10 protein-coding genes are annotated in these 12,383 nt (G+C 72.1%); 6 read left to right on the top strand and 4 right to left on the bottom strand.

All coding sequences use genetic code 11. The features are described 5' to 3' along the window. The first annotated feature begins 53 nt into the window (after positions 1–53). The 4 genes from O7610_RS18840 (at position 54) to O7610_RS18825 (ending at position 4,029) form a co-directional block, all read left to right on the top strand. Positions 54–731, top strand: coding sequence for a potassium channel family protein (locus O7610_RS18840; protein WP_289211451.1), 678 nt, complete (start codon positions 54–56; stop codon positions 729–731). A gap of 683 nt (positions 732–1,414) precedes the next feature. Further along, positions 1,415–2,023: a fibronectin type III domain-containing protein gene (locus tag O7610_RS30920; RefSeq protein WP_281551980.1), complete on the top strand. Its 609-nt coding sequence runs from the start codon at positions 1,415–1,417 to the stop codon at positions 2,021–2,023. A gap of 10 nt (positions 2,024–2,033) precedes the next feature. Beyond that, on the top strand, positions 2,034–2,702 hold the full coding sequence (locus O7610_RS18830) for a winged helix-turn-helix domain-containing protein (protein ID WP_281551979.1): 669 nt from the start codon (positions 2,034–2,036) through the stop codon (positions 2,700–2,702). A 28-nt stretch (positions 2,703–2,730) separates the two neighbouring features. Then, entirely contained in the window at positions 2,731–4,029 is a 1,299-nt protein-coding gene (locus tag O7610_RS18825) for a sensor histidine kinase (RefSeq protein ID WP_289211450.1), read from the top strand. A 46-nt stretch (positions 4,030–4,075) separates the two neighbouring features. On the opposite strand, the gene O7610_RS18820 is transcribed toward O7610_RS18825, so the two are convergent. Continuing rightward, complete coding sequence (locus tag O7610_RS18820; RefSeq protein ID WP_289211449.1) at positions 4,076–4,573, bottom strand: hypothetical protein; 498 nt, start codon at positions 4,571–4,573, stop codon at positions 4,076–4,078. 59 nt (positions 4,574–4,632) lie between these two features. Here O7610_RS18820 and O7610_RS18815 point away from each other — a divergent pair, with 59 nt between their 5' ends. Beyond that, the gene (locus tag O7610_RS18815; protein ID WP_281551976.1) at positions 4,633–5,775 is read left to right on the top strand and encodes a branched-chain amino acid ABC transporter substrate-binding protein; all 1,143 of its coding nucleotides are present in this window, start codon (positions 4,633–4,635) and stop codon (positions 5,773–5,775) included. A 49-nt stretch (positions 5,776–5,824) separates the two neighbouring features. After that, complete coding sequence (locus O7610_RS18810) at positions 5,825–6,592, top strand: hypothetical protein (RefSeq protein ID WP_289211448.1); 768 nt, start codon at positions 5,825–5,827, stop codon at positions 6,590–6,592. Between the two features lie 45 nt (positions 6,593–6,637). Here the strand turns inward: O7610_RS18810 and O7610_RS18805 are convergent, their stop codons facing one another. The 3 genes from O7610_RS18805 to O7610_RS18795 form a co-directional block, all read right to left on the bottom strand. After that, a complete protein-coding gene (locus O7610_RS18805) occupies positions 6,638–7,498 on the bottom strand; it encodes a peptidase (RefSeq protein ID WP_289211447.1) in 861 nt (286 codons plus the stop codon). A gap of 1 nt (position 7,499) precedes the next feature. Beyond that, a complete protein-coding gene (locus O7610_RS18800) occupies positions 7,500–8,885 on the bottom strand; it encodes a VWA domain-containing protein (protein ID WP_289211446.1) in 1,386 nt (461 codons plus the stop codon). Positions 8,886–8,971: 86 nt separating this feature from the next. Beyond that, the gene (locus O7610_RS18795; protein ID WP_289211445.1) at positions 8,972–12,247 is read right to left on the bottom strand and encodes a methyltransferase domain-containing protein; all 3,276 of its coding nucleotides are present in this window, start codon (positions 12,245–12,247) and stop codon (positions 8,972–8,974) included. Between the last annotated feature and the right edge of the window lie 136 nt (positions 12,248–12,383).

Below are 12,383 nucleotides of genomic sequence, written 5' to 3'. Positions count from 1 at the left end.
CTACAGTGCGTATGAGGAAAAGCGGCAAAGTCCTAGCCTCGGACGGATCCTCGGTGAGAGATGACGATTCCCCGGTCGGGCCGCCGGACGCCGACAGCGTGGCGGTGATCGGCCTCGGGCGGTTCGGTGGTCAGGTCGCCCAGTCCCTGCTCCGCCTCGGCCATCACGTGCTGGGCATCGACGAGCACCCCAAACGGGTGCACCGCTGGTCCGAGCGGCTGCCGAGGGTGGTCGAGGCGGACTCGACCGACGACCAGGCGTTGCGCCAGTGCGGCGTCGCCGACTACCCCCGCGCGGTGGTCGGTATCGGCTCGGACGTCGAGGCCAGCATCCTCACCGTGGTGGCGCTGACCGAGCTGGGTGTCCCGGAGATCTGGGCGAAGGCGATCACCGCCAAGCACGGCCGGATCCTCGCCTCGGTCGGTGCGCACCATGTGATTTTTCCGGAGGCGACGATGGGTGACCGGGTGGCCCACCTGCTGGCCAGCCGGATGCTCGACTTCATCGAGTTCGACGACGGGTTCGCCATCGCCAAGGTCTGCGCCCCGCCGGACGCCACCGGTCGGACGTTGGCCGAGTCCCGGCTACGCCAGCGGTACGGCATCACGGTGGTCGGGATCAAGGAGCGGGACCGGCAGCTGCGGTACGCGGAACCTGAGACGTTGATCCCGCCGGACGCGCTGCTGATCGTCGCCGGGGTGACCGCGGCGGTCCAGCAGTTCGGCCGGTGAACATGGGCGTGACCGCCTCATCACACCTTCATTTCGTGAGCTGATCAGCCGCTGCACTTTCGCAAACTCGTGACTCAGGCTACAGTCCCTGCATGGGAGCGCTTCCATCGATGGATGTGCCCCTGCTGAGGTAGTCGACGCGTGGCGCGGCGATGGCGACATCACCGTGTCAACCGCACAGCTCCCGAGGCTGGCGGCGGGCCAAGCCCGGACACCGCCGCCAGCCCGCGCACCACCTGTCGAGAGGAGGTGGAACCAGAGCCACTCGCGTGGCCCGGCTCCCGCGCGTCACGCACGACCTGGACGCCAAACCGCTCGTGCGTGTTTTGCAACTGAATGGTGGGGACGGGGGTTGCCCTCCCCGTCCCCACGCTAGTCCCCGATTGTTACGGCGGAGAATCGCCGACAAGTCGGGACCGCGACGTCGGTCCGTCCGAGAGTGCTGTCCAGCCTGCCGATGCATCGGCAGGCTTCGTTGTGTGTGTGGGCCTCGGAGCGGCGGCTGAGCTGCCGTGCTCGGTCTGCGGCGACGGTCGGACGCAAGCTCGCTCCACCGGCACCGGAGGTTCGATGCTCGTCGATGAGTAGTGGGCAAGCTCACAGTCGGTCGATCCGCTGGTCCGTCCCGGCGTCCGCACCGAAAGCGAGATGCCCATGCCGCAACCGCCACACCACTGCCGCCGGTGGATCCGGCGCGATCCCGACCACCCCCGGCACCCCGACCGTCGCCGGCCAGCCCGAGCCTGCGCCTGACCATGCCGCCCGGCGACGACCAACCACCCACCGCGCCAAGCGCGCTGACCGCCACCACGATCGGCACCGACTCGGTCACCCTGCGGTGGCAGCCGTCCGCCGACAACGTCTACGTCGCCTGGTACGAGGTGCTGCGGGTCAACCCCGACGGCTCCACCACCCCGGTGGCGACCGCCCCGCAACACCCGCCGACCGGACCGACCGCCCGGGTCGGCGCACTGCAACCGCAGACCGCGTACACCTTCGTGGTGCGGGCCCACGACGACGCTGGCAACACCTCACCACCGACCGAGCCACTGACCGTGCGGACCCAGCCACCTGTGGGGCGCCGAACCGGTCGACCTGGTCCCGCCGGACATCACCGTCGCCAACACGACGTGGAACAGCCGGATCCCGGCCGGCGGCAGCGCACAGCTCGGTTTCGTGGTCAGGTACTCGGCGAGCAACCCGCCGCCGACGACCTTCCTGCTCAACGGCGAGCGCTGCGCGTCCTCGGGTTGACCCTCGTCGAAGACGCGCTGGTGACGGCGGCTTGCTAGCCTCGCCCGCATGCGGGTGCTGGTGGTCGAGGACGACCCCGAGGTACGCAGCGCCGTCGTCACCGCGCTGCGCTCCGGCGGATTCGCCGTCGACCAGGCGGCCGACTGGAGCCAGGCCGACCTGAGCATGAGCATCAACGACTACGACTGCCTGGTGCTCGACCGGATCCTTCCGGAAGGCGACTCACTGCACCAGCTCAGCCATCGACGCCGGTCCGGGCTCACCACACCGGCTCTGGTGCTCACCGCGCTGGACAGCGCCGGGGACCGGATCGCCGGCTTCCAGGCCGGTGTCGACGACTACGTGGTGAAGCCCTTCGTCACGGCCGAACTCGTCCTGCGGGTCCGGGCGCTCTGCCGACGCCGCGGCGCCACCACCCCGCCGCTGCTGCGGGTGGCGGATCTGGAGGTCGACGCCGCCCGTCGGGAGGTGCGCCGGGCCGGCGTCCTGCTGACGCTCACCCGCAAGGAGTTCGCCGTACTGGAGATGCTGCTGGTCCGGCGTCCGGCGGTGGTCAGCCGAAGCGACCTGTTCGAACACTGTTGGGACGAGCTCGCCGACCCCAGCTCGAACGTGGTGGACGCAGTGGTCGCCCAGCTGCGCCGCAAGCTCGGCGAGCCGCAGTTGATTCACACCGTACGCGGGGTCGGCTACCGGGTCGGCGGGGCGCCGTCGTGACCGCCGGCCGAACTGGCGGGGCGCCGCCGTGAACCGCCGCGACCGGCGGGGTGGCAAGCCGCTGCAGACCGCCGACCGGCTGCGCAACCTGCGGATCCGGATCACGCTGCTGGTGATGGCGATCAACGTGGTCGGCCTGGCCGGAATGGGCGCCGTCGCGCTGCTGGTCGACGGGCGGCAGCGGGACGAGGTGGTCGCCGCCGAGCTGCGGCGTACCGCCAGCACCGCCGCCGCCCTGCTCTACTACGAGTCCGGGGCGCTGCAGCTCGACAAACTGTTCGACAACGCGGTCGCCAACGGCACCACCGCCGTCTACGTGTACGAGGCCGGTCGGGCCGACCTCAGCCTGGTCTTCGCGTACCCGGCCCGGCTGCCGGTCGTCCCGCCGGACAACCTGCTGGCACCGGCCCGGACGGTCTGGACCTCCGGCACCGAGCTCGCCGGCGGAGTCGGCGACACCGCCGGTACCCCCACCCCGCTGCTCGCCGTACCGTTCCAGCACGCCGTCACCGGGGCGGTGGCCGGCGCCGTCGTCGTGCTCGGCGACACCGGGCCGGCCGAGACCGCCAACCAGCGGCTGGCCCTGGCCCTGGTCGCCGGCGGCGTCAGCTTCACCGCGCTGGCCGGCGCCGGCGGTTACCTGCTCGCCCGCCGCGGCACCGAGCCCATCGCCGACGCCCTCAACCAGCAGGAACGGTTCGTTGCCGACGCCGCGCACGAGCTGCGCACCCCGTTGACCGTGATCCGTGCCGTCTCCGAGACCGCGCTGGCCGAGCCGCAGCGCCGCCCGGCGGCGCTGCGCCAGGTGGTGCGCTCCGCCGACCGGCTCGCCGACTCGGTCTCCGTCCTGCTCACCCGGGCCCAGCTCGTCGCCGGCCTGCGTGACCTGCGCCGGGAGCCGTTCCGCCTGGACCAACTGGCCGAGGAGGTGCTGACCGACACCGTCGTCGCGCCGCACCGGGCGGTGCCGGTCACCGAGGCCGTGGTGGCGTACGGCGACCCGGCGCTGGTCCGGATCGCACTGCGCAACCTGATTCAGAACGCGGTCCAGCACGGTCGGGCCGCCGACCAGCCGGCCGAGATCCGGCTCGAGGTCACCGCCGGACCGCCGACCGTCCGGGTACGTGACCGCGGCACCGGGCTCAGCGAAGCTGTCGCCGCCGCGCCCGAGCAGCGGTTCCGCAGCGGCACCGAGGACGGCACCGGGCTCGGGCTGGCCATCGCCAGCTGGGTGGCGCAGCTGCACGGCGGGCAGCTGCGGCTGGTCAACGCCGAAGGCGGCGGTGCTGAGGCCCGGCTGCGGCTGCCCGGCGGTCAGGGCGGGTAGGACGGCATGCCCGAGCGGACCGGTCAGCGTTCCGGGACCACCCCGATCAGGGCACGTAGACCGCGGTGTCGCCGTCGGGGCGGATCGCGAACCAGATGCCCGACTGGCCGTGACCGTTCGCGTCGCCGGGCATCCGGTCACCGGCGTACCCGTACAGCGGCCAGCCGGCCAGGCTCAGCTGCCGGCTCCCGTCGGACCGGTCGAAGCAGCCGACCAGCTGCCGGTCGATCCCCTCCACCCGTACCTCGCTCTCGCAGGGTGCCGGCAGCCAGGATTGCCGGCACTGTCCCTCGCAGGCCGACCAGGTCGGTGCCGCGGTGTCCCGGTCGGAGCGGTACAGCACGAACCCCTGCGCGTCGATGACGATCTCGTCCAGCGTCTGGGAATCGACCGCGTACAGCGCGGTGCCGGTCGCGGTGGACGACGGCGCGGCGGAAACATCCGCCGGGGCCCCCGCCCCGGGATCGCTGCACCCGGTGAGGACCAACCCGGTGAGGACCAACCCGGTGAGGGTCAGCACCGCACCCAGGATCAACCGTCTCATCAAAACCTCACGCTCCTACCAGCAGGATAGGCGGGTCCGACCGGGTACAGGAGGTGGACGTGCGTACGTTGCTGCGGCCGACGGCGATGTTCGGCCTGCTGTCGGTGCTGACCGGATGCGTCTCGGCCGGTGGCGAGCAGGCGGCACCGGCCAGCGCCTGCGGCAGCCGCATCGCGGTCCTCGGACCGCTCTCCGGCGACTCGGCCGACCTCGGCGGCAACGTCCGTGACGGTGCCCGACTGGCCTTCGACCAGTACCGGGCGGAGCATCCGGACTGCCCGGTGGAGCTGATCGAGTTCGATTCGCAGGGCGACCCGAAGCAGGCCCCCGCCCTGGCCCAGCAGATCGTTGACGACGCCCGCATCATCGGGGTGGTCGGTCCGGGCTTCTCCGGCGAGGCCGAAGCGGCACTGCCGATCCTCGACCAGGGCGGCGTCGCCACGATCACCACCTCGGCGACCCGGACCGAACTCAGCGAACGAGGCTGGTCCACCTTTCACCGGCTGGTCGGCAACGACGCCGCGCAGGGGCGTGCCGCCGGTCAGTACATCGACCAGGCACTGGGCGGCACGGCGGTGTTCGTCGTCGACGACGGCGGGGCGTACGGCCAAGGGCTGGCCGACCAGGTGGCCGCCAGACTCGGCGCCAAGGTGGTGCAGCGGGCGACGGTCGCCGCCGGAGCGACCGACTTCAGCGCGGTCGTCGGGCAGATCCGTTCAGCCGACGCAGACGTGGTCTTCTACGGCGGCTACTACGCGGAAGCCGGTCGGCTGCGCCGCCAGCTCCGCGCGGCCGACGTCCCGGCGACCTTCGTCGCCGGTGACGGGGCGAAGGCGGACGGCTTTCTCCGCGAGGCCGGCGACGATGCCGAGACCGCAGTGGTGATCACCTGCCCCTGCCTGCCGCCGGAGCGGGCCGGCGCCGAGTTTCCGCAGCGCTACCGGGAACGCTTCGGGGTGGAGCCGGGCACCAACTCCGCTGAGTCGTACGACGCGGCGACGGTGTTCCTCGCCGGGATCCAGGCCGGACACGGTGGCCGGACCGCGATGGCCGCGTTCGTCGACGACTACGACGAGCCCGGGGTCACCACCCGGATCGCCTGGACCGGCACCGGTGAGCTGGTGGCGTCGTCGGTGGTGGTCTGGGCGTTCCGCGTCCAGCAGGGCCGGTTCGTGGCGGAGCGGTCCATCCCGACAAGTTGACCTGCGCGCCCCTGGCGGGCGCGCGTGAACGTGGCAGAGGAGTTCAGTTATGACCCTACCGACCACGGCTGGCAGTAGTGGTGCCGACGACACCGGCGCCGGGGCGGACAACCGGCCCGGTGGAGGCACCGAGAAGGTACTGCGTGCCGTCGCGGCCGGCCCGCTCGGCGCGTACCCGCTGCTGGAGGCCGCGTTCTGCTGGAACGAACGGCGGCCGGTCGGCTGGCGCCGACTGGGGCCGGCGTCGGCCACTGCGGACCGGCAGCTACCGGTGGCACAGACCGAGCAGCCCGCGGCCGCGGCCCGGACCGCCCGCCTGCTGTCCACGATCACCTGGTCGGTGACCAGCCCGGTCGGCGCATGCACCTCGCTGACCAGGGTCGATGTGTCCTCGGACGGGTACCACCGGGTGTTGCGGGCGCTGGCCGGCGCGTGGCGCGACGGTCGGCGGATGCTCGGCAGCCCCGGGCTGGCGGCCGCGCACTACCCCGCTGCGCTGGCCGTCTGGCGGATGGCCGCGCTGCTGGCTCCGGCGGACCGGACCGCCGGGGTGCTCGCCATCTCGGTGAGCACCCCGGCTGCGGCGCTGCTGCGAAGTGCCGCACCGGCGTTGGCGCTGCCGCACACGGTCGTCGAGCGCAGCGGGCGCAGCACCGTGATCCGGGTGGACCGCCCGACGCTGTTCCGCCGGCTGCTGACCGAGATCGACCCGGCCGTCGCCGGTCCGAGCGACGGCACGCCCGCCGGACGGCAGCTGGTGGCGGTCGGACGCCGGCTGCCGTCCGGATCGATGCGCCGGCTGGCAGCCGCCGGTTGACCGGACTATCGGCCCGGTCGGCCGAGTCCGCAGCCGGTCAGCAGGTCAGCTGGCTGCGGCGGGGCCGGCCCGGCGGCGTGGCCGGCGGGTCAGCCCGAAGCCGACCACGCCACCGACGGCGGCCAGTACGCCACCGGCCACCGTCCAGAACCACCGACTCGTCAGGCCGGGCAACCAGTCGCTGAACCAGCCGGCAACACTGTCCCACCAGGACTGTTCGCTGACCTGACCGGTGGCGTCCGCCGGGTCGGTGTCGCCGGTCGCGCTGGTGAGCACCGCCCCCTGCCGTACGGTCGGCGTCAGCGGCGCCTCCAGCCGGCCGCCCTCCGGGCTGGTGTCGTCCGAGATATCGACGCTCACCCGTAGCTCGACCTGCACCGGCAGACCGAGGTCCTGCTCCGGCAGGTCGGTGACGGAGAGCCGGACGTAGTAGGTGCCGGGTAGCGGATCGGCGGACCACGGCTCCGCCCAGGCTCGGACCTGCCGCAGTGCGCAGCCCGCCCGTACCTGCCGGTCAGTGGCGGATCCGACGGGTGACTGCATGCCCGCGGTGCACGGCTGGCGGCGGCGCAGCCCGTCGAACACGTCGATGGTCCAGGTCGACGCGCCGCTGCGCGCCGCCGCATCGGCGAGGGTCACGGTCGCCGCGATCGAGCTGGTCTGGCCGGCCTGGGCCGGGAACGACCAGTACAGGTACTCACCGGTCGCGGCCGAGACCCGGACCGGCTGGTCGATGTGGACCGCCGCAGCGGTGAGGAACGACGTTCCGGCCTTGGTGAGGGTGGCCTCCGCCGGTGCCGGGGTGGGGCCTTCGGCCGCCGCCGGGGTCGCGACAAGGAGGACGGCGGCGCCAGCGGTGCCGACGGCCAGGCCGGCGCGGGTCAGCCGGAATGTACGACGGGTCAACTCAGCTCTCCTTCCAGACGGTGGTCCACCAGCGGGTCAGCCAGCCGGCGAGGACTCCGGTGACCAGCCCGGCGAGGCTCAGCACGACCAGCAGCAGCCAGCCACGGCCGAGACCCGGGCTGTCCGGGGTGGGGGAGGCGGCGACCAGATCGACGGTGAGCTCGATCGGCATGCCAGGGGCGTCACCGGCCCCGCCAGCGGCGGCGAACGAGTTGCTGACCACCAGGCAGACCTCGGCGGGCGGTGGCTCCGTGCCGGCGGCCGTCGACGCGGCGGCGGAGACGGTTCCGGACGGCGTACCGGCCGGGTCAGAAGTTCCACCGGTGTCGTCGGTCTGGCCGGTGCCGTCGGCGCGGTCGGTGTCGCCGTCCGGGCCGGTGTCGTCGGTCCGGTCGGTGTCCGGGCCGGCGGACCATCGCAGGCCGGTGGAGAGTACGTCGGTCCGGCCGCTGCCGGCGTCGGTACCCCGGACCAGCTCGCGGCCGTTGGGATGGACGGCCCGGAGCAGGATCCCGTAGTCCCGGTTCACCGGGCGGTCCAACGCGATGCTCACCGAGGCGCGCAGCTCCTGGTCCGCCCGGATCGGTACGCGGTACCAGCGGTGCTCCTCGAAACGTTCCCGGTCGGTGTAGACACCTGCCGCGAGCAGCGGCGCCGCCGTGCAGTCGGTACTGCCGGTGACCAGCTCCGGGGTCCGGGTGTAGGTGTCCTGGGCCCGGTCGACCAGCTGGTTGATCCGGTCGGCGAGCTGGTCGGCGCTCTGCGCGGTGGTGTACGTGCCGCCGGTGGCCCCGGCGATGCAGACCAGCTGCTGGCGGACCTTGTCGTCGAGGGTGAGGCCGAGCGTGTCGACGATCAGCCGGGTGCCCTGGGCGGCGAGTTCCCGGGCGACGTCACACGGGTCGGGCGGGGCGCAGGTGTCCTCGCCGTCGGTGATCAGGACGATGCGTCGGGCGGTCTCACCGGAGCCGAGATCCTTGGCCGCCTCCCGCAGCGCCAGCCCGATCGGGGTGAAGCCGGTAGGCCGCAGACTGGCGATCGCGGCCTTCGCCTGGTCGCGGTCGACCGGCCCGACCGGTACGATCTGCTGGGTGTCCTGGCAGCCGAGGGCCTTGTCGTCGCCGGGGTAGGTGGCCCCGAGGACCCGGATGCCGAGGTCGGTGCCCGCCGGCACGGCGTCGACGACCTCGTTGAACGCGCGCTGGGCGACGGCCATCCGGGTCTGGCCGTTCATGTCGGGCTCTCGCATCGAGCCGCTGACGTCCAGGACCAGCTGCATCCGCAGGTTCTCGGTGGTCTCGTCGGCACCGGCGGGCGGGGTTCCGGGCAGGATGATGACGCCCAATAGTCCGATCAGGACAACCTGGGCGGTACGTCGGATGGTCACCGGGCGATCTTAGTGATCCTCCAATGTGCCCTCCGCAGTGGCAGGGTGCGGCCCGGTGCGTCCGACCGGCCGTCACGCGTACCGGCTCAGTCGCGGTGTGGGGTCTCGAACAGTTCAGTGACCATCTTGGCGTAGTCGCGGGCCATGTCGCCGAACTGGTAGCTGCGGGCGGCGGCCCGGGCAGCCAGCTCCACGTGCCTGCCGCGCAGCCCGGTCGAGGCCAGCAGGGCGTCGGTCAGCCCGTCGCGGGCCGCCGGGTCGAAGCCGATGGTGTACGCCGGATCGAGCAGTGCGGTCAACGCACCCAGCCTTGGCGCCACCACCGGGCGGCCGAACGAGACCGCCAGATGGAAGCTGCCCGAGTTGAGCACCGTGCGGTACGGCAGCACCACCGTGTCCGCCGCCTTGAAGTAGAACTGGACCTCCTCGTCCGGGACCGGATCGAACATCGCGGTGATCCGGGGGTCACGGTCGCAGCGTTCGGCCAGCCCGTCGCGCGGGTCGAGCCGTTTCGGCGCCCCCGCGACGATCAGCCGCAGCCGGGGGTCCTGCTCGCCGGCCGCGGTGAACGCGTCGAGCAGTTCGCTGACCCCCTTGTACGGTCGGATCCCACCGAAGAACAGCAGGACGTGGTCGTCGGCGGCGTACCCGAACCGGCGACGGGCCGCGAGCCGGCTCACCGAGTCGGGATACACCCCGAGGTAGCTGCTGTGCCGGACGATCCGGACCTTCTCCGGCGGCAACGGATAGTGTGGCGTGGTCGCCGCCACCGTCTCCGGGCAGAGCAGGTGCACGACGTCGGCCTCGGCGGCGAGGTACCGGGCCAGTTCCTTCTCCACCTCCGGGTACTTCCACTCGTGCGGGAAGACGTTGTGGATGGTCCAGATCAGCCGGCCGCCCCGCCGCCGTAGGTCGGCGATCCGGTTCTGGAACTCGGCCAGCCGCGTCGCCGCCTGCTGGTCGTCGGTGGCCGGGTGCACGATTGGATCGGTCCAGTGCACGTGCAGGACGTAGTTGTCCAGCCGACCGGCGGCCAGGTGCGGGGCGGCGGAGTCCCGGACGGCGTCGGCGACCGGGAACCACCGCACCCCGACGTCGGGTAGACCCGACATCAGCAGCTGCTGGTACGGATTGTCCACGTAGTAGGGGTACGCGCCGACGAACCGGCTGTAGGCCCGGCGCGGCTGCGGGTCCAGGCCGTCGATCACCGCGTGCAGGTCCGCCGCCCGGCGGGCGAACGAGTGCCGTTCGCGTACCACCGCGGACAGCTGGCCGGCCAGCGCGACGGTGCCGGCGGGGTCGCCGGTCAGCCGGGCGATCAGGTCGCCCAGGCTGGCCGCGTCGCTGTACGTGGGAAGCTCCGCCAGCCCGAGTTCGGCGAGCCCGATCCGACAGTTCGTCAGGGGCAGCGCGCCCGCCGCCAGGCTCTCCAGCAGCCGCGAGTTGACGTTGCCGTACGGCCGGGTGGTGTGGTTGAGGTCGTCGAGCACCAGCAGCGCCCGCCGGTACAGGCCCGGCAGGTTGAAATAGCTGGTCGGGCCGCCGGCGTACCGGGAGAAGTACGAGTTCAGCCCGCGCTTCTCGCCGAAGACGACGAACGGGAAGGTGATGTCCACCCCGCGCAGGCACTGGTACAGGTGCCGCTCCCGGCCCCACGAGTTGACCGTCGTCACCGCTCCACCGCGGACCTGGTCGGCACCGGGCAGGGTGAACAGCTCGGTGTCCACCCCGAGCGGCAGCAACCCGACGGGCCCGTCGTAGTGCTCGCGCAGCCGGCTGACCGAGGCGGAGGAGGAGGCGACCACCGTGTCGAACAGGGCGAGGTGCGGATGCTCTCGCCAGCGGTCGGTCTCGTTGCGGACCCAGGCGACGATCCGGCAGCGGTCCGGCACGGTCAGCGGGTCGAACGTCGGGATCATGGCGAGCGCCACGTCGGTCTCCGGTGGCAGCTCCGCCCAGCGCTCCGCCGGCAGGTACGCGACCTCGTAGCCGTGCCGCTGCAGGTAGCGGCCGATCCCGACGGCGACGTAGAGGTCGCCACGGCCGGCGTCCAGGTCGACGGTGGAGACGCAGAACGCCACCCGCACCGCGTCCGAGCGGTGAAACCGGTCCTTTGCGCAGGCCCGCCGGTAGGCGTCGCACAGCACCGGATCAGCGGTCAGCCCGTGGAACTGGGCCGGCACGTTGGTGGCCGGCGCCCCTCGGCCGTCCGAGCTGTCGGCGCTGGCACCGGTGCCGGCCGTGGCGCGTCGGTTGGTCGACCGGCTCCGTCGGCGTTTGACGGCCCGCAGGCCCTCGTTCGGCCGGAACACGTACCGGACCATCTTTCCGGCCCGGTACGTGTTGCTGTTGGTCATCTTGTTGATCCGGGTCTGCAGCCTCGTGGCCGTCTCCTGCAGCTCCTTGACCTTCTGCTGAGAGTCCTTGAGCTTCGCCTGGAACTGCGTCCGTTCCTGCTCGGCCCGGCGCAGCGTCTCACGGGCCTGCAGCGCGTCGAGTCGTTCCTGGCCGACCAGGTCCTGGGCGAGGCGGAACTGCTCGTCCAGTTGCCGGTGCCGGTGCTGCAGGTCGTCGAGTTGCGCGGTCAGCCGCTCGTTGACGGCCAGCGCGTCGAGGTGGGCCGAATGCTCGGCGGTGAGCCGCTGCTCGGCGAGGCTGATCCGGACCGCCTCGGTGGACGGCCGGCACTCCACGACGTACTGGTAGGTTTCGGCCTCCGCACCGAGTTGGGCCACCATCCGGCGCAGTTCGGCGCTGATCTCGAAGGCGCGGGCGCGGTGCGGAGTCTGCTCGGCGGACCGGATCGTCCGGTGTGTCGCGCTGACCAGGAACCCGTTCGACTCCAGCAGCGTCTGCATGCTGGTCCGGGTGAAGAAGCGCAGGTGGGTCGAGTCCAGCAGGCCCGTCCTGGTGTACTCGAAGTTGCCCGTCATCAACTCGATGATGATCGACTCGTGCGCCATGTTCGGGAAGCTGACGACCAGCAGACCGTCCGGAGCGAGGATCTTGTCGTCCCGCAGTGCGCGCAGGACGGAACCCGGTTCGATCAGATGCTCCAGCACGTCGGCGAGGATCACCACGTCGTACTCGCGGCCGGCCAGCGCACCGGGCCAGTCCGGTTCCCGCAGGTCGACGACCATCGTCTCCTGTACGCCGCCGGCCCGGGCCTCGGCGAGCGCCTCGGTGTCGACGTCGGCGCAGGTGACGGTACGTCCCGCGACGGTGGCGAGCATGCCGGAGACGATGCCCGGCCCCGAGCCCAGATCGAGCACCCGGGGACCGCCGCTCGCCGCCAGCCGGTAGACGGCGGCGGCGGTGTTGTTGGTGTCCTCCGGCTCGAAGCTGTAGGAGTATCTGCTCATTGCCGTCTCCGCGGGTGCGCCGTGGGCCTCGTCGGCCGGGCGGTGCGTAGTGGGGGCGCAGGGGGTGGCTGAACAGCAACTTTACTGGATCAACGGGGTGACTGGCGGCGAAGCGACAGCAACCACGTCAAGTCCG

The organism is Solwaraspora sp. WMMA2065, from assembly GCF_030345075.1.
Classification (GTDB): Bacteria; Actinomycetota; Actinomycetes; order Mycobacteriales; family Micromonosporaceae; genus Micromonospora_E.
The sequence above is the reverse complement of the archived record's forward strand: the minus strand, read 5'-3'. Positions and strand labels throughout refer to the sequence as shown.